The sequence below is a fragment of the Streptomyces sp. cg36 genome (genome assembly GCF_041080675.1).
Classification (GTDB): domain Bacteria; phylum Actinomycetota; class Actinomycetes; order Streptomycetales; family Streptomycetaceae; genus Streptomyces.
Map to the genome: position 1 here is coordinate 2,648,265 of NZ_CP163520.1, position 17,079 is coordinate 2,665,343.

14 protein-coding genes are annotated in these 17,079 nt (G+C 74.9%); 7 read left to right on the forward strand and 7 right to left on the reverse strand.

What is annotated here, in order from left to right:
- The first annotated feature begins 25 nt into the window (after window positions 1-25).
- The 4 genes from AB5J87_RS11640 to AB5J87_RS11655 all read left to right on the forward strand — a co-directional run bounded on the left by AB5J87_RS11640 (window position 26) and on the right by AB5J87_RS11655 (window position 4,660).
- Window positions 26-751, forward strand: coding sequence for a TetR/AcrR family transcriptional regulator (locus AB5J87_RS11640; protein ID WP_369376360.1), 726 nt, complete (start codon window positions 26-28; stop codon window positions 749-751).
- Window positions 752-790: 39 nt separating this feature from the next.
- Complete coding sequence (locus AB5J87_RS11645; RefSeq protein WP_369376362.1) at window positions 791-1,060, forward strand: hypothetical protein; 270 nt, start codon at window positions 791-793, stop codon at window positions 1,058-1,060.
- 59 nt (window positions 1,061-1,119) lie between these two features.
- Window positions 1,120-3,378 (forward strand): PQQ-binding-like beta-propeller repeat protein, encoded by a 2,259-nt coding sequence (locus AB5J87_RS11650; RefSeq protein ID WP_369376364.1) that lies wholly within the window; start codon window positions 1,120-1,122, stop codon window positions 3,376-3,378.
- Between the two features lie 145 nt (window positions 3,379-3,523).
- Entirely contained in the window at window positions 3,524-4,660 is a 1,137-nt protein-coding gene (locus AB5J87_RS11655; RefSeq protein ID WP_369376365.1) for an NlpC/P60 family protein, read from the forward strand.
- A gap of 32 nt (window positions 4,661-4,692) precedes the next feature.
- On the opposite strand, the gene AB5J87_RS11660 is transcribed toward AB5J87_RS11655, so the two are convergent.
- The 5 genes from AB5J87_RS11660 to AB5J87_RS11680 all read right to left on the reverse strand — a co-directional run bounded on the left by AB5J87_RS11660 (window position 4,693) and on the right by AB5J87_RS11680 (window position 10,246).
- The gene (locus AB5J87_RS11660; protein ID WP_369376367.1) at window positions 4,693-5,952 is read right to left on the reverse strand and encodes a styrene monooxygenase/indole monooxygenase family protein; all 1,260 of its coding nucleotides are present in this window, start codon (window positions 5,950-5,952) and stop codon (window positions 4,693-4,695) included.
- Window positions 5,953-6,020: 68 nt separating this feature from the next.
- On the reverse strand, window positions 6,021-6,656 hold the full coding sequence (locus tag AB5J87_RS11665; protein ID WP_369376368.1) for an ATP/GTP-binding protein: 636 nt from the start codon (window positions 6,654-6,656) through the stop codon (window positions 6,021-6,023).
- Window positions 6,637-7,035, reverse strand: coding sequence for a DUF742 domain-containing protein (locus AB5J87_RS11670; RefSeq protein ID WP_369376369.1), 399 nt, complete (start codon window positions 7,033-7,035; stop codon window positions 6,637-6,639). The genes AB5J87_RS11665 and AB5J87_RS11670 overlap by 20 nt, the downstream gene beginning before the upstream one ends.
- The gene (locus AB5J87_RS11675; protein WP_369376370.1) at window positions 7,032-7,517 is read right to left on the reverse strand and encodes a roadblock/LC7 domain-containing protein; all 486 of its coding nucleotides are present in this window, start codon (window positions 7,515-7,517) and stop codon (window positions 7,032-7,034) included. Before AB5J87_RS11675 ends, AB5J87_RS11670 begins: the two co-directional genes overlap by 4 nt.
- On the reverse strand, window positions 7,514-10,246 hold the full coding sequence (locus tag AB5J87_RS11680; protein ID WP_369376371.1) for a nitrate- and nitrite sensing domain-containing protein: 2,733 nt from the start codon (window positions 10,244-10,246) through the stop codon (window positions 7,514-7,516). Before AB5J87_RS11680 ends, AB5J87_RS11675 begins: the two co-directional genes overlap by 4 nt.
- 378 nt (window positions 10,247-10,624) lie before the next feature.
- Between AB5J87_RS11680 and AB5J87_RS11685 the strand changes: the two genes are divergently transcribed.
- The gene (locus tag AB5J87_RS11685; RefSeq protein WP_369376372.1) at window positions 10,625-11,410 is read left to right on the forward strand and encodes a hypothetical protein; all 786 of its coding nucleotides are present in this window, start codon (window positions 10,625-10,627) and stop codon (window positions 11,408-11,410) included.
- On the opposite strand, the gene AB5J87_RS11690 is transcribed toward AB5J87_RS11685, so the two are convergent.
- Both AB5J87_RS11690 and AB5J87_RS11695 read right to left on the reverse strand, forming a co-directional pair.
- On the reverse strand, window positions 11,395-11,871 hold the full coding sequence (locus tag AB5J87_RS11690) for a MarR family winged helix-turn-helix transcriptional regulator (protein WP_369376374.1): 477 nt from the start codon (window positions 11,869-11,871) through the stop codon (window positions 11,395-11,397). The genes AB5J87_RS11685 and AB5J87_RS11690 overlap by 16 nt on opposite strands.
- A gap of 112 nt (window positions 11,872-11,983) precedes the next feature.
- On the reverse strand, window positions 11,984-14,737 hold the full coding sequence (locus AB5J87_RS11695; protein WP_369383481.1) for a M4 family metallopeptidase: 2,754 nt from the start codon (window positions 14,735-14,737) through the stop codon (window positions 11,984-11,986).
- Between the two features lie 555 nt (window positions 14,738-15,292).
- Here AB5J87_RS11695 and AB5J87_RS11700 point away from each other — a divergent pair.
- Window positions 15,293-16,129, forward strand: a complete 837-nt coding sequence (locus tag AB5J87_RS11700) for a lysozyme (RefSeq protein ID WP_369376375.1) — start codon at window positions 15,293-15,295, stop codon at window positions 16,127-16,129.
- Window positions 16,130-16,287: 158 nt separating this feature from the next.
- The gene (locus AB5J87_RS11705) at window positions 16,288-17,079 is read left to right on the forward strand and encodes a serine protease (protein ID WP_369376377.1); all 792 of its coding nucleotides are present in this window, start codon (window positions 16,288-16,290) and stop codon (window positions 17,077-17,079) included.

A 17,079-nucleotide genomic window follows, 5' to 3' on the forward strand; every position in this document is an offset into this window, starting at 1 on the left:
CCGGTACGGGGATTACGCTGCCCGTATGACCTCTCCGGCCGCCACCCCCGCGTACCGCAGGCTCAGCGTCGAGGAGCGCCGCACCCAGCTCCTCGGCGCGGCGCTGTCGCTCTTCGCGCACCGGGCGCCCGAGGACGTCTCGCTGGACGACGTCGCCGAGACCGCCGGGGTCTCGCGCCCGCTGGTCTACCGCTACTTCCCGGGCGGCAAGCAGCAGTTGTACGAGGCGGCGCTGCGGTCCGCCGCCGACGAGCTGGAGCAGTGCTTCGCCCAGCCGCAGTCGGGTCCGCTCACCCAGCGCCTGACCCGCGCCCTGGACCGCTACCTCGCCTTCGTCGACGAGCACGACGCCGGGTTCTCCGCGCTGCTCCAGGGCGGCAGCGTCGCCGAGACCTCCCGCACCACCGCGATAGTCGACGAGGTGCGCCGGGCCGCCGCCGAGCAGATCCTGCTCCACCTGGAGGTCCGTGCGCCCGGCCCCCGGCTGCGGCTGATGGTGCGCACCTGGATCGCCGCCGTCGAGGCCGCCTCCCTCATCTGGCTCGACGAGGAGAAGCAGCCGCCGCTGCCCGAACTGCGGGACTGGCTGGTGGACCACCTGGTCGCGCTGCTCACCGCGACGGCCGCCACCGACCCGCAGGCGGCGGCCGTGGTGCGCGCGGCGCTCGCCATGGAACCGGCCGACGGCCCGGCCGGACTGCTCGCCCGCCGGGTGCTCCCGCTGCTCACCGACACCGCCCACCTGCTGTGACGCGCGCGCGGTGCGGCGTACGGGTGTGACACTGAAGGCGTGCAGAGCGAGAACACCCTCTTTGTCGGCGGGCCCCTCGACGGGCGCGTCCTGCCCGTCCTGATCGGCCCCACGGGCAAGCCGCCCCAGTGGTACGAGGTCCCGGTCCCGGACGCCGACGGCGGCCCGCCGACCGTCCACGCCTACCGGCTGGAGCCCGCCGGGCACAGCAGGCGGCTCGGGCTGCCGCGTGGCTGGAAGTACACCTACGCCCCCGAGGGCCGCGAGCCGCGCCGCTGGCCGTGGAGCAAGCCCTGGCCGCGCGCGTAGCGGCCCCCGTGGCGCGATAGGCTCGCTGGTCCACGCCGTGCCGCAGGGGGAGTTGAACCATGGAGGCGCTGACCGCCGAGGAACCGCGCGAGCTCGGTCCGTACCGGATGCGGGCCAGACTGCGCGAGACCGGCACCGCCCGCGTCTACCTCGCCCACGGGGCGGACGGGCGGGGCGTCTGCGTCACCGCCGCCCGCCCCGATCTGGCCGCGCTGCCCGCCTTCCGCAGCCGCTTCCGCGCCGAGGCGCTGGCCGCCGAGCGGCTCGCCGGGCCGTGGGTGGCGCCGGTCCTCGCGACCGGCCCGGAGGAGTGGCTGCCGTGGCTGGCCACCCCGTTCACGGCCGCGCTGACCCTCGCCGAGGCGGTCGCCCTGGCGGGCCCGCTGCCCGAGGCGGCCGTGCGCACCCTGGGCGCGGCGCTCGCCGGCACCCTGGAGCGGGCGCACGCGGTGACCGGCGAGGCGTTCCAGGGCCTGGCCCCCGATGTCGTGCTGCTGACCGCCGAGGGGCCGCTGGTGACCGCGTTCGGCGTGCTGGGCGCCGCCGGTGCGGCGAGCGCCGGGGAGGGCGGCCGGCTCGGGGTGACGGTCGGCTATCTGACGCCGGAGCAGGTCGCCGGGGAGCGGCCGGGGCCCGCCGCCGACGTGTTCATGCTGGGCATGCTGCTCACCTACGCGGCGGGCGGCGCGGGCCCGTTCGACTCGGGCCCGGCCGACGCCGCCGCCCACCGCATCGCGCACTCCGTCCCCGAACTCACCCCGGTCCCGGCCGCGCTGCGCCCGCTGCTCGGCCGCTGTCTGGCCAAGACCCCGGGGACGCGCCCGACGCCGGCCGAGGTGGCCGCCGAGCTGGTGCCCGGCGGCCTCGCCCCGGTCTCCGGCGACTGGCTGCCGCCGCGCGTGGCGGCGGCGATCGCCGAACGGGCCGCGCGGGCCGGGGAGTTGCCGGGCGCCGCGGCTCCGGTGTCCGACCGGGTGCCGCTCCCGGCGGGCGGGGCTCCGCTGCCCGCGCCCGCCCCGCCGCCCGCGCCCGCCGCGCCTCCCACCGCTCCCCCGCGACCGTCCTTCACCGCGCCGGCGCGGGTGCCCGGACCCCGGTTCGCCGCCGACCGGCGCTCGCTGCTGACGGCCGGGCTCGCCGCCGCGGCCGGGCTCGCGGTGGGCGCGGCCGGGGTGCTGGCGTTCACCGGGGACGACGCCAAGGGCGCCGAGCCGGTGGCCGACGCCAAGCCCGCCGCCCGCCCGCGCCCGGTGCCCGGAGCGCCGCCGGTGGCGCGCTGGGGGTACGCGGTGCCCGGCGGCCGGCTGCTCGGCACCCCGCTCGCCCAGGGCCCGGTCCTGGTGGTCCCCGGCGCCTCCCCGACCGGCGTCGACCTGGCCTCCGGCGTCCAGCGGTGGAACCGGCCGGAGCTCGCCGGGCTCGCCCAGCTCCAGCCCGCCGGGCCGGGGGTGGCGTTCGGCGCGGGCCCCACCGGCTTCGTCTGGTTCGCGGTGGCGGACGGCGCGGTGCGTCAGCAGGTGGCGTACGGCTCGCTGGCGCCGGGCCTCGGCTCCCCGCAGATCCGCGCGCACGACGCCACCACGGTGTGGTTCACGGCGACGGCGGGCAGGGAGACCTCGCTGTACGCGTACGACATCGCGACCCGCACCCTGCTGTGGCGCCGGGGGCTCGGCCGGGGCGAGACGTACGAGTGGGCCACCCTGTACGGCGGGCAGCTCGTGGCCCGGCGGGCCGCGCCCAGCCCGCCCAAGGGCGCCAAGCAGGTGCTCGCGCAGTTCTTCGCGCTCGACCCGAAGACCGGCAAGGAGCTGTGGGCCCGCTCGTACGGCGCGGTGCTGCCCGACGACGCGGCGGCGCTCACGGCCGAGGGCACCCTGCTCACCACGGCGGGCGGCGGCCTCCAGGCGTTCGACCTCGCCTCCACCGCCCAGCGCTGGCAGCGCGGCAAGGGCCGCACGCTCTACGCGACGCCCGAGCCGGGCAAGGGCGTGGTGTACGCGCCGGACAACGGCACCCGGCTGGCCGCGCTCGACACGGCGGACGGCAAGGAGCGGTGGGTGGGCGCCACGGACCTGGCGCTGACCGGCCCGGTGGACACCCGCGCGACGGTGAGCGCCTCCGGCCGTACGGTCCTGGCGCTCGACCCGTTCCAGGTCACGGCGTTCGACGCGGCCTCCGGCGAGCGGCTGTGGAAGTTCCAGGACGCGGGCACCAAGGAGACCTCGCCCGACCGGGGCGTCTACCGGGCCGTGGTGGCGGGCGCCGACACCGTGGTGGTGTGGCACGGGACGACGCTGTACGCGCTGCCGGTCGCGTAGGGCGGGCCCCGGCAGCAGGTCGCGGCGGCGGACGCAAGCGGCCTCACCGGGCTGCCTCCGTACGGGGGACGGATTTGCACCGTTCATCCATCTCCGCAGGCTTTCCCCCGTTTCACCGTGCCACCATCCGACCGGAGGTGAGCACGTGTCAGACAGAACTCCGCGCTCGGTGTGCGCGACCGCGCTCGTGGTGGCGGCGCTGGTGTCGGCCGTCCCGGCGGCGCACGCCGCGCCCGCTCCGCCCGACGGCTCGGTCGCCACGCTGCTGACGCAGTTGCAGACGCTCTACCGGCAGGCCGAGGAGGCGTCCGAGACGTACAACGCGGCCGAGGAGCGGCTCAAGGTGCGCCGGGCCGACGAGAAGAAGGTGGCGGCCGGTCTCGCCCGGGCGCGCACCGCGCTGGCCGAGAGCCGCCGGGCGGCCGGCCGGCTGGCGCGCGAGCAGTACCAGGGCCGCTCCGAACTCTCCACGTACCTCCAGCTGTTGCTGGCCCGGGATCCGCAGGGGGCGCTCGACCAGGGCCATCTGCTGCGCCGCGCGGCCGACGAGCGCCGGGTGACCCTGGCGCGGCTGGCCCGCAGCGAGCAGCAGGCCGACGGGCTGGCGCGGGCGGCCCGCAAGGCGCTGGACGAGCAGACGGTGCTGGCCGCGCGGCAGCGCACGGCGCGGGACGAGGTGCGGGCGCGGCTGAAGGACGTGGAGGGCCTGCTCGCCTCGCTGAGCCTGGACCAGCTGGCCGAGCTCGCCCGGCTGGAGGGCGAGGGCACCGCGAAGGCCCAGCGGGAGCTGCTGGCGACGGGGGCGCTCAGCGGGGTGCGGGCACCGTCCGAGGAGGGCGAGCAGGCCCTGCGGTACGCGGTGGGCCAGCTCGGCAAGCCGTACGTCTGGGGGGCCGAGGGGCCGGGCTCCTACGACTGCTCGGGCCTCACCTCCCAGGCGTGGGCGCACGCGGGCCGCGCCATCCCGCGCACCAGCCAGGAGCAGTGGGCCGAGCTGCCCCGGGTGCCGCTGCGGTCGCTGCGGCCGGGGGACCTGGTGGTGTACTTCCCGAAGGCCACGCACGTGGCGATGTACCTGGGCGACGGTCTGGTCGTGCAGGCGCCCCGCCCGGGGGCCCGCGTCAAGGTCTCCCCGATCGCCGCCAACCCGCTGCTCGGCGCGGTCCGCCCGGACCCGACGGCCGGACCGCTGAGCACCTACCGCCCCCCGAAGCTCCCGCCGGGCGCGACGGGCGACGGCCCGGACACCGGCAACGACACGGAGACCGCGCCGGAGGTCTAGGCGCGGGAGGGGCGGGTGACGGGTGCGGGTCGTCAGGCGTCGGAGGGCTGGGCCCCGGCCGCCTCGGCGACCTCCGCCAGGTACGCCTTCGCCTTCTCCTCCTCGAAGAAGAAGTTCTCGAAGTCGGCCGGGTCGTCGAAGCCGTTGGCGAAGCGGTCGGCGACCGGCTGGAGGCCGCCCGCCGCGCCGATCAGCTGCAGGACGTGCTCCGGCGGCACCCCGAGCATGGCGTTGGTCCACTTCACGACCGGCCCGGCCGTCTCCCAGTAGCGCTCGAAGGTGGCGTGCATCCACGCCTCGTCGAACGCGCCGTCCCCGTGCTCCTCGATCGACGCGAGGTAGGAAGCGGCGCACTTGGAGGCCGAGTTGGAGCCCTGGCCGGTGATCGGGTCATTGGCGACGACCACGTCGGCCACGCCCAGGACCAGGCCGCCGCCGGGCAGCCGGCCGACGGGGTTGCGGACGGTGGGCGCGTACCGGCCCGCCAGGGTGCCGCCCGCGTCGGTGAGTTCGACCTTGGTGGCGCGCGCGTACTCCCACGGCGTGAAGCGCTCCATCAGCTCCAGGGTCAGCGAGAGGTGCTCGCCCGGGTCGCTCACGCCCTGGAAGACGTCCAGCGGGCCGCCGGGCACGCCCTCCCAGAAGAGGATGTCCGCCCGGCCCGAGGTGGTCAGCGTCGGCATCACGAACAGCTCGCCGACCCCGGGCACCAGGTTGCAGCGCACCGCGTCGAAGTCGGGGTGCTCCGGGCGCGGCTGGAGCCCGTGCACGTACGCCACGGCGAGCGCCCGCTGCGGCTCGGCGTACGGGGAGCGCGCGGCGTCGCGGGCGAACATCGAGACCAGCTCGCCCTTGCCCGCCGACACCAGCACCAGGTCGTAGGTGCGGGCGAAGAAGTCCAGGTCGGAGACGGCCGCGCCGTGGATGACCAGCTGACCGCCGCGCTGGGCGAACGTCTCCATCCAGCCCGCCATCTTGACCCGCTGGTCGACCGACTGCGCGAACCCGTCCAGGCGGCCGACCCAGTCGACGGCGCGGGAGGAGTCGGGGGCGGCCACCGAGACGCCGACGCCCTCGATGCGCGGCGCCTGCGACTCCCAGAAGTTCAGGCCCAGGTCCCGCTCGTGCTGGAGCGCGGTGTGGAACATGCACTGCGTCGACATGACCCGGCCGGACCGGATCTCGTCGGCGGTGCGGTTGGACATCAGGGTGACCTCGTACCCCTTCGACTGGAGTCCGAGGGCCAGCTGGAGTCCGGACTGCCCGGCTCCGACTATCAGGATTCTCCGCATGCGAGCTTTCTCCGATACGTGTGCGTACGCGTGGACGCGGGTGGGCGGGTGCGGCGGGTGGTGACGGATTACTCGGGCAGCGCCGCCAGCGCGTGCCCGACCAGGCTCAGCAGCGACTCGACCACCGAGATCCGGTCCCGCGCGTCCATGATCACGACGGGGATGTGCTCCGCCACCGTGAGCGCCTCCCGGACGTCCTCGGGCTCGAACGACTCGGTGCCCTCGAAGTGGTTGACCGCCACGACGTACGGCAGGTCGCAGCTCTCGAAGTAGTCGAGGGCCGGGAAGCAGTCGGACAGGCGGCGGGTGTCGGCCAGCACCACCGCGCCGATCGCCCCGCGCACGATGTCGTCCCACATGAACCAGAACCGCTGCTGGCCGGGCGTGCCGAACACGTACAGGACGAGGTCGTCGTCGAGCGTGACGCGGCCGAAGTCCATGGCCACCGTGGTGGTGTTCTTCTCCGGGGTGGCGGTGAGGTCGTCCGTGGTCTCGCTGGCCTGGGTCATCACCGCCTCGGTCTGCAGCGGGGTGATCTCGGAGACCGAGGAGACGAAGGTCGTCTTGCCCACGCCGAAGCCGCCCGCGACCACCACCTTGGTGGCGATGGGCGCCCGGGTGCGGTCCCGCTGCCAGGGCTGGAGCGGCTCGTCGGCCGCCGCGAGCGCCTCGGGCGCCAGGAGTTCAGAGGCGGCGGAGTCCACTCATGACCCTTTCGAGCAGTGCGCGGTCGGGCCGGCCGGAGCCGTGCCCCGTCCCGTAGACGCGGATCCTTCCCTGGTCGGCCAGGTCGCTGAGCAGCACCCGGACGACGCCCAGCGGCATCCGCAGCAGCGCGGAGATCTCCGCGACCGTGCGCATGGCCCGGCAGACCTCCACGATGGCCCGCATCTCCGGCATCATCCGCAGCGGCGAGCCGCCGAGCGCCTTGCGCTCCTCGGGCGCCTCGATGGCCGCCACGAACGTCTCGACCAGCAGCACGTGCCCGAAGCGGGTGCGTCCGCCGGTCAGGGAGTACGGGCGGACCCGCGCGGCCTTCGCGCCCGCGCCGCGTATCGGGAGTTTCGGGGCGGACGAGGTCACTGGACGGCCTCCATCGACTGGCGCAGCTCGCTGCGGAGTTCGGGGGTGAGCACATGTCCGGCGCGTCCGACGAAGAGCGCCATGTGGTACGCGACGACCGTCATGTCGCAGTCCGGTGTGGCGTGCACACCGAGGAGCGAGCCGTCGCTGATCGCCATCACGAAGACGCTGCCCCGGTCCATCGCGACCATGGTCTGTTTGACGCCGCCGCCGTCCATCAGGAGCGCGGCGCCGTGGGTGAGGCTGCCGATGCCCGAGACGATGGTGGCGAGGTCGGCGCTGGAGCCGCGCGGGCCCTCGGTGCGCGGTGCCGTACGGTTCTGCCGCTGGTCCGGGTCGGACGAGAGCAGCAGCAGGCCGTCCGACGAGACGACCGCGACGGACAGCAGCCCGGGCACCTCCTCGACGAGATTCCGCAACAGCCAGTGCAGATTGCGGGCTTCGCTGCTCAGTCCGAACGTGCCGGTGCCGGTCGCAGTCAACTGCGTGCCTCCTCGACTGTCTCCCCCGTCTGTGGCCTGGATGCCTTCTTCTCTTCGCCGTGCGCTTCCTGGATCTCGCTCTCGGCGTCCCGGCGCCCCTCCAGGGCGCCCCGCTGGAACCCGCCGAGCCTGCGGCGCAGCGCGTCGGCGGCCTCGGCGCCGCCCTTGCGCGGGGCGGGCGCGGCGGCGCCCGCCCGGACGACCTTCGGGGTGCGCTTGGGCAACCCCTTGTCGGTGAGCCGCTGGGCGGGCACGGTGGGCTCCCCCTCGGGCGCCACCACCGCGGGCGCCGCCCCGGGCTCCGCCACCGGCTCCGGGTCCGCCACGGGCGCGGGCCTCGGCGCGCGCTCCGGGTCCGGCAGCCGCATCTCGAACGTCGGCTCGTCGATCCGCTCGTGCGCGTCCGGTTCCGGCGTGCGCTGCCTCGGGGTGCGCGGCTCCGGCGCGGGCTCGGGCCGGGCCTCCGGTGCGGACTGCGGCTCCGGCTCCGGCTGCGCCGCCTCCGGCCGTACGGGCAGCGGGATCTGCGCGGTGCGCTCGGTCCGCTCGGGCAGCCGGTTGGAGTTCGCCTCCGCCAGCGCGCCCGGGAGCGTGAACCGGGGCGCGTCCCCCGCCACCGGCACCGGGTGCGCGGGGACGGCCGGGGGCGTCGCGGGCAGGATCGGCTCGGGCAGCACGACCACGGCCGCCACCCCGCCCTGCTTCTGCTCGCGCAGCTCGATCCGCACGCCGTGGCGCCGGGCCAGCAGCGCGGCCACGTGCAGTCCGAGGCCGCCCGCGTCGGTGCCGGGCTCCCCCGGCTCGTGGCCGGACGGGTCGGCGAGCCGGATGTTCAGCTCGGTGCGCCGGGCCGGGCCGATGCCGATGCCCTCGTCCTGGACGGAGAGCATGACCTCGCCGTTCTCCAGCTGCCAGCCGGAGAGCTGCACCTGGGCGTCCGGCGGCGAGAACGAGGTGGCGTTCTCCAGCAGTTCGGCGATCAGGTGGCTGAGGTCGTCGGCGGCGAACCCGGCGACCTGGGCGTGCGGCGGGATGGCCTGGATGACGACCCGCTCGTACCGCTCGATCTCGCTGACGGCGGCCCGCAGGACGTCGACGAGCGGGACCGGGCCCGGGTGGTTGTGGTGGTGCTCGGCGCCCGCGAGGACCAGCAGGTTCTCGCCGTGGCGGCGGATCACGGTGGCCATGTGGTCGAGCTTGAAGAGGGTGGCGAGCTGGTCCGGGTCCTGCTCGCGCTCCTCCAGGCCCTCGATGATGCCCAGCTGGCGCTCGACCAGGCCGAGGCTGCGCAGCCCGAGGTTGACGAAGGTGTGCTGCACGGTGCCGCGCGCCCGCTCCAGCTGCGCGGTCAACTCCCGTACGGAGTCGGCGAGCTGGGCCCGTTCGGCGGCGAGGGCGGCCTGGCCCGAGCGGGCGCCGTCCAGCTCCGCGCCCAGGGCGTCCGCGCGGGCGCCGAGCTCGCGGACCCGGCCGTGCAGGGTGTTGAAGGAGCGGACGACCTCGGCGAACTCCCGCGCCCGGCCCGTGTAGCCGACCGGCTCCTCGGTCTCGGGCGCCTGGGCGACCCGGGCCGCGCCGCGCCGCAGCACGGCCAGCGGGTGGGTGAGGCTGCGGGCACTGGCGGCACAGACGCCGACGGCGATCAGCAGCAGCGCGCCGAGCAGCGCGACCTTGATCTCCAGATCGGTGACGTCGTCGTCGCGCAGCGACTCGAACGACTTGACCTGGGCGGTGGCGAGCGCCGACTCGGTGCCGCGCATCCGCTCGATCCGCGCGCTGAGCGCGGCGGCGACCTTGTCGGCGCCCAACTTGCGGTCGGAGGCGCTGAGTTGGGGCTGGTCGGTGAGGCGGGCCAGATAGCGCTCGGCCGCGTCCACCTCGGGTCCGGTGACCGTGGTGGAGAGCTTCTCGCGGGCGGCGGCCGGGGCCGCCTGGTCGAAGTCGGCCAGCGCCGCCTGCTCGCGCACCCGGGCCTGCTGCCCGGCGGCGCTCAGCGCGTCCCGGGTGCGCGCCTCGTCGCTGTCGGGCGCGTCCTTGACGACGTACCGCCCGGTCAGCGCGTCGTAGACCGGGGTGGTGGACTTCGACGGGACCGAGAGCGCGGCGACCAGCAGCCCCCGGGTGGCGGACGCCTGCTCGACGGCGCGGCCGAGGTCGGCGGGGGCGCGGGTGATCCCGGCGGCGCGCGGCGGCGTCCGGTCGGCCAGTTCGTCGGCGAGGCCGAGGAGCTTGGCGATGACGTCGGAGTAGGTGCGGTGCGCCTCCAGGGCGGTGCCCTTGCCGGTGAGGGCGGTGCGGCGCACGGACGGCACGCCCGCGAGGTCGCGGCCGAGGGCGGCGGGGGCGGTGTCGCGCATCTCGTCGATGCGCCGGTCGACCCGGGTGGCGCGCTCCTTGAGCCCGCCGCCGGCGCGCGGGTCGCGGCCGGCCGCGATGTACGCGGTGACGTCGTCGCGCTCGTCGGCCAGCGCGTGGGCCAGGGTGACGGCCTGCTGGTCGAGCTCGGCGAGGGTGACCAGGTTCTGCGAGTCGTTGAGGTCGGAGGAGGCGGTCAGCAGGGCGGGGGCGCCCGCGCCGAGCACGGTCAGCGAGACGACGGCGACCCCGGCCACCAGCCGGCGGCGCACCCGCACGGTGGCTGCGGCGCCCTCAGTGCCCACGGCGTCCTTGGCGCCCCCGGCGCCCTCGGCTGCTGCGCCGCCCTTGCCCCGAGGCCGCTTCTTCTGCACCGGTGCTCTCAATCCTGACTCGTCCACCCATGAAGCCGAGGTGACGACCCATCATGCGTCTCCCGCGTCCTGTGCGACGCCTCTCACCCCTGCGCGGCTTCCGACCATTCCAGTGGTTTTGGGAAGGAGGCATGCAACATCCACCCCGCCACCCGAACGAGTGAACAACACTCAGGAGTTGACCTTCAACTCCCGCGGAATGCCCGCCCCCGCTCCCGTGCGGGGCCGGTTGGAACTTCCGCGCGGGCTTTGGCAGGATGCCCGCCCACAGCTTCCCCGAGGCCCGCGCGCCCCTGACGGAACGCCAGTCGGGAGCACTGGTCCAGTCCAATTCGGCGGCCATGGAGGCCCTGTGGAGCCGTCGTGCAGACTGGCCGCATGCGCATCGAACTCGCCACGGCCCCCGGTGACCCCGCCCGCCCCAACGAGGACTGGGCCGCGACCGCGCTGCCCGCGGCCGGACGGGGCGGGACGCTGGTGGTGCTCGACGGGGTCACCCCGCCGCCCGGCAACGGCGACTGTGTGCACGACGTACCCTGGTTCACCGCGCGCCTGGGCGGCGCCCTGGCCGAACTGTCCGGTTCGCGGCGCGACATACCGCTGACCGGGATCCTCGCCGAGTCCATCAGGCGCACCGCCGACGCCCACCGCGGCACATGTGACCTTTCTCACCCCCGCACCCCGCAGGCCACCGTGGTCCTGGCGCGCTGGGACGAGGAGGCGGTGGAGCACCTGGTGCTCTCGGACTCGGCGCTGCTGCTCGAATCCCCCGACGACGTGGTGCGGGCGGTCCTGGACGACCGGCTGGACCGGGTGCCCCGCTCCTCGCTGGTCAGCGACGAGGTGGCCGACGCGCTGGCCCGCAACAAGGAGGGCGGCTTCTTCACCGCCGCCGCGGACCCCGCCGTGGCCGCGCGGGCCGTCACCGGGCGCACCCCGGCCGGGGAGGTGCGGGCGCTGGCCGCGCTCACCGACGGCGCCACCCGCTGGGTGGAGAAGTTCCACGAGGGCGACTGGGCGGGGTGCCTGGCGCTGGTGCGCAAGGCCGGGCCGCAGGGGCTGCTCGACCGGGTGCGGGAGCTGGAGCTCGCCGACACCGGCCGCCGCCACCTGGGCCGCGGCAAGACGCACGACGACGCCACCGCCGTCTACGTGGAGCTCTGACCCGGCTCCTTCATGTCCGCCCGCGCGTTCAACTGGTGCAGCAGCCGGGCCAGTTCCGCGACCTCCGCGCGGTCCCAGTCGGCGAGCTTGGTGACGTACTGGGCGCGGCGGGCGTCCCGGACCCGGCGGAAGCGGTCCAGCCCCTCGCCGGTGAGGCGGACCAGCGAGGCGCGCCCGTCGGCCGGGTCCGGCTCGCGGGCCACCAGCCCCAGGTCCTCCAGGGCCCGCAGCTGGCGGCTCATGGTCGCCTTGCCCACGCCGAAGTACCCGGCGAGCTCGGTGGCCCGCTGCGGTCCGCCCTCCTCCAGCCGCACGAAGAGCCCGTAGGCCGCGGCCTCCAGCTCCGGGTGGACCGCCCTGGCCATCTCCCCCGAGGACGCGCGGGCGCGCCGGAGGAACACCGCCAGCTCGCGTTCGAGTGCGAGGAACTCCTGGTCCGGACCGTGCACATCTGCTCCCATCCCACGGCTGTCCCGACGGGACAGTATTTCCCAGTCCCCTGTGGGCCGGAGCCCCCGGCACCGGGTGCCGGGGGCCCTTTGGCTCAATTACGGGGCACGGGCGGTCGCGCGTTCAGCAGGTGCCGGCCGGACGCTCCCGGGTGACCAGGTCGGTGTAGCCGGTGGTGCCGTCCAGCCAGACCACCTGGCGCCCGGCCGCCGCCGACGGGTACAGCTGCTCGCCGCGGTTGCAGGAGAGCCGCTCCTTGCGGCTGCCGTCGGTGCTGAGCTGCCACAGCTTGGGCAGGGTCTCATTGCGGTACTGGATGTCGGGGAGCAGGGTGTTCACGGTGACCGCGTCGTCCGAGGCGGTCAGGTCGAACGGGATGAGCGCGGCGCTGCCGGACTCGGCGCTGATGTCCTTGGCGCCGGTGCCGTCGAGCCCGGCCCGGCGCACCGCCATCTGTCCCTGGTCGGCGGTGTTCTCGTCGGCCAGCCAGAACACGTTCTTGCCGTTGATCCCGGTCTGCCCGACCGCCTGCGGCTCACCGAGCTGCTGGGCCAGGTGCGTGGCACCGGTGGCCAGGTCGTACGTCTCGGTGCCGATGCGGTAGTCGTTCTCGCCCGGGTAGAGCTTGGCGTACGCGATCTTCCCGTCCTTCAGCGAGGGCAGCGCGGTGCCCAGGTAGTACTTGCCGCCGTCCACCCAGGTCGGCTCGCGGTCGCCCGGCTTGAGGAATCCGACGTGGCGCCCGCCGAACGGGTCGAAGGTCTCGAAGACCACCGTCCCGTTCTCCACGTGCAGGTTCTGCACGTTGGTGGTCGAGGTGTAGAGCGTCCTGACCGGCCCGCCGGTGACCGGGCGGGAGAGGATGTCGACGCTGCTCGTCCCGAACGCGGCCCACACCACCGTCTTGCCGTCGGTGGCCGGGTACACGTGGTAGCGGCCGTCGTTGGGGCTGATCAGCCTGGCCGCGCCCCGGCCGTCGACCCGGCCCGCGTAGACCGAGTACGCCTCGGTGCCGTCGTCGTTGGACTTGGAGGTGGCCCACCAGCCGCCGCCCGCCGCCGTGCCCGTACCGGCGATGTTGAGCTTGCCGAAGAGCCGGTCGGAGTCGACGCCCAGCGCGTTCTCCCAGCCGGGCACGATGCCGTGGGCGTTGAAGGAGCGCTTGACGGTGTTCAGCTGCTTCGCCGACAGCTTGAGGTCCTTGGCCGCCGCCACGATCGCGTTGCGGGCCTCGGTGTAGCCGTCGAGCGGGGTCATGTACGTGGAGAGCGCCTTGTAGACCAGCCGGTCCGCGAGGAAGGGGTCCTTGGGGTCGAGGTCCTGGCGGATGTCCCACAGGGCGCCGGAGAAGATCGTGGAGTTGAGGTGGACGCCGCCGTTGTCGGTGCCGAAGGAGACCCCGAGGTAGTCCTTGGCCGTGGTGCGCCCGTCGTTGAGGTCGCGGAAGGCGCACTCGCGGGGCTTGGCGGTGCGGCAGAGGTCCTCGCCGAGGAGCCCGGAGTCCGGGTCGTCCATCCGCGTCCCGCTGGCGGTGACGTCGATGGCGTTGCCGAAGTAGTCGGCCAGCGCCTCGTTGAGGGCGCCGGACTGGCCCGCGTAGACCAGGTCGGCGGTGTTCTCGACCACCCCGTGGGTCATCTCGTGGCCGACCACGTCGAGGTCGGCGGAGAGCGTCTTGTACTGGTCGTCCCCGGCCCCGTAGACCATCTTCTGGCCGTCCCAGAAGGCGTTGACGAACGGGCCGCCCCCGTAGGTGACGCCGACCAGCGAGTTGATGGTCATGCCGCGCCCGTCCAGGCTGTCCCGGCCGTGCACGTTCTTGTAGTAGTCGTAGACCTGCCCGGCCGCCCAGTGCGCGTCGACCGCGCCCGACTCGGTGGCGTCGCCGCTGTAGTCGGGGCCGGCGCTGGTGAACTCCTTGAGCCCGTCGGGCCAGCGCCCCGAGGCGTCGTCGACGTCGACCGCCCGCGCGTCCCAGGTGTGCAGGGTGTTCTTGCTGGTGGCGGCCATGCGCGCGTAGTCGATCAGGCTGTACTGCTTCGCCGCGTCGTCGTAGTAGATGTTCAGCGGCACCTGGGCGCCGCCGTACTTGACGCCGGTGCCGCTGGTGCCGGGGTGGGTGGTGGCGGCCGGTGCCGGGCGCCCGTCGGCCCCCGGCGCGGCCCCGTCCGCGGTCCCGGCCGGTGCCCGCTGCGGGGTCATCGTCCGGATCAGGCTGTACTGGAGGACGGGGAAGCCCGCGCGCGCGTCCACGAACACGTCCTGGAGGACGGGCCGTCCGGTGCCCGGCTCGGTGCCGCGCACGGTGACCCGGTAGGTGAGGACGCCCGGACCGCGCGGGATCACGACCAGCCCGTCCGCCCGGCCGCTGAGCGAGGCCGCCGCGGCGGACTTGGCGCCCTCGGCGCGCCGCACGTCCTTCTTGCCCAGGGTGGCGCCGCCGAGCCGGGCCGCGACGGAGGAGACGGCCCGCCGCACGGCGAGGTCCTCGGCCACGGTCGCGGTGGTGGGGGCGGTCAGCCCGGTGAAGTACTTGCCGGAGGTGCCGGTGACGACCCGCCGCCCGTCCTTCTTCTCCATCCGCACCACGTACTGCCCGCCGAGCACCTCGACCCCGCGGTGCTTCTGCTGGAGCCGCACGGTCTCCTCGTCGCCCTGCTTCAGGGTCTGTACGGGGGCGAGGTCGCGGGCCGGGGCGGCGATGCGGTAGCGGCCCTTCTCGGCGGCGAGGTGGGCGCGGGCCGCGTCGGCCGGGGCGGCCCCGGCGTCGGCGCTCTCGCGCAGGCCGTCGACGAGGGACGGCGTCTCGGTGCCGGTGCCGGGGATCACCTCGGCGGCGGGCGCCTGCGCCGGGGGTGCGGCCTGGGCCGCGGGTATCGCGGTGCCGAGCAGCGCCGCGGCGCCGAGGAGCGCGGCGGCCCCGGCTCCCCGGGCGGGCGATCCGGCCGTCCGGGTCCTGGCCCTCCGCCCGCCGCCCGCCTCGCTCGCCGCCGTGTTCGTGTCCGCTCGGGTCGTGCCTGCTCTGGGCTTGCGCAAGGTGATTCCTCCACGGGTCGCACACCGACTGGTCATGACCATGCAACCCGGCTCCATCCGAACTCCTCAATGGGGCGGGTGCGTTGAGAGGGGCGCGGTGGCGTGATCACGACGTGCGGGGCGAGGCGGGACGCCGTGCGGGGCCGAGCGGGTTGGCCGGATCGGCGCGGACGGGCGGCGGCGGGCGGCGGCGCGCACTGAAAGTTCCGGCCGCGGCCCGGCCGTCGGCGCAGCTCGCGACCGCCCCCGGCGCGCCGCCAGAGGGCTGGGCCAATGGCAGTTCCAGAATGGCTTTCGCGTCACGGTCTACGTGCGTAGCTTTTGTCTTATGACATGTCCACAACGACATGTCACTGTGTCAGCACCTCCCCCCACCCCGCCTTTCGGAGGCACGCAATGCCTGCACACAGACCCGGAACGGCCCGCCGCGGTCCCCTCGCCGCGGCCGGAATCCTCCTCTCGGCCCTCGCCCTGCTGCTCGCCTCGCCCGGCACCTCCGGCGCGGCCCCCACCCCCGTCCGGCCCCCCGCCCGCGGCACCGCCGCCATGGGCATGGGCGTCGTCGCCCACGACGGCCGGGGCGGCCCGCCCGCGGGCACCAAGGCCGTCCAGACCGAAGGCGTCGACACCAGCAGCCACAACGGGAACGTCGCCTGGTCCACGCTGTGGAACAGCGGGGTCAGATGGGCCTATGCGAAGGCCACCGAGGGCACGTACTACACCAACCCGTACTTCGCCCAGCAGTACAACGGCTCGTACGACGTGGGCATGATCCGGGGCGCGTACCACTTCGCGACGCCGGACACCACGAGCGGCGCCGCCCAGGCCGACTACTTCGCCGACCACGGCGGCGGCTGGTCGCGCGACGGGCGCACCCTGCCCGGCGCGCTCGACATCGAGTGGAACCCCTACGGCGCCGCCTGCTACGGGCTCTCCCAGGCCCAGATGGTCAACTGGATCCGCGACTTCGTGAACCGCTACCGCGCCCGCACCGGCCGGGACGCGGTCATCTACACCGCCACCAGCTGGTGGACCCAGTGCACCGGCAACTCCGCCGCCTTCGGCGCCACCAACCCGCTGTGGATCGCCCGCTACAACACCGACCCGGGCGCGCTGCCCGCCGGGTGGGGCTACTACACGATGTGGCAGTACACCTCGTCCGGCCCGACGGTGGGCGACCACTCCCGGTTCAACGGGGCCTACGACCGGCTCCAGGCCCTGGCCAACGGCTAGGACGTGTCCGGCGGGTCTTGTCCGGGACGCGGGGGGCCGGCACTTCGACGGCGGCCAGACCCGCCGGACAGACCCTGCCCCGGTCCGGGCCCCCGGCGCGCCGACGCGCACCGGGGGCCTGGACGCTTTCCGTCGCGCCGTACGACAAGATGGTCGCCATGCGCGTGCTGCGAAAGGTGCTGCGGGTCTCCGCCACCGGGTTGCTGGCCCTGGCGACCGGCTGCGCCGGACCCGCCGTGTCCGCGCCCCAGCCGGACATCGCCGACGAGGTGCCGCCCGCGCCCGCCCCGCAGACCTCGGCCGCCGCGACCGCCGGGCTCCCCTCGGTCGGCGTCCTGGTCGACGGCGACAAGCACTGGTGCACCGCCAGCGTCGTCGCCAGCCCCCGGGGCAACGTGGTGGCGACCGCCGCCCACTGCGCGGACTCCGGCACGGTCGGCTCGATGGAGTTCGCCCCCGGCTTCTCCGGCGCGGTGAAGGGCTCCTACCCGTACGGGACCTGGAAGGTGAAGGCCGTCCAGGTCGACAAGAAGTGGTCCGACGACGGCGACGACTCCTACGACTACGCCTTCCTCACCCTGGAGCCGGACGCCCGGGGCCGCAGCGTGCAGAGCGTGGTGGGGGCCGCCGACCCCGACTGGAGCTCGGGGCCGCGCCGGCGCGTGACCGTCGTCGGCTATCCGGCCGAGGACCACAACCCGGAGAACCGGGCCATCACCTGCACCACCGACACCCGCCCGGACACCGACCAGCCGGGCGACGTGCGGATCGACTGCGCCGGGTTCTGGTCCGGCACCAGCGGCAGCCCCTGGCTCGCCGACTACCGGGGGCCCGGCCGGCTGGGGCAGCTCATCGGCGTGCTCAGCGGCGGCGACACGGACGTCGCCTCCACCGCCGTCCTCTTCGACGCGCACGCCCGGGGGCTGTACGAACGGGCCGCGCGGGCGTGA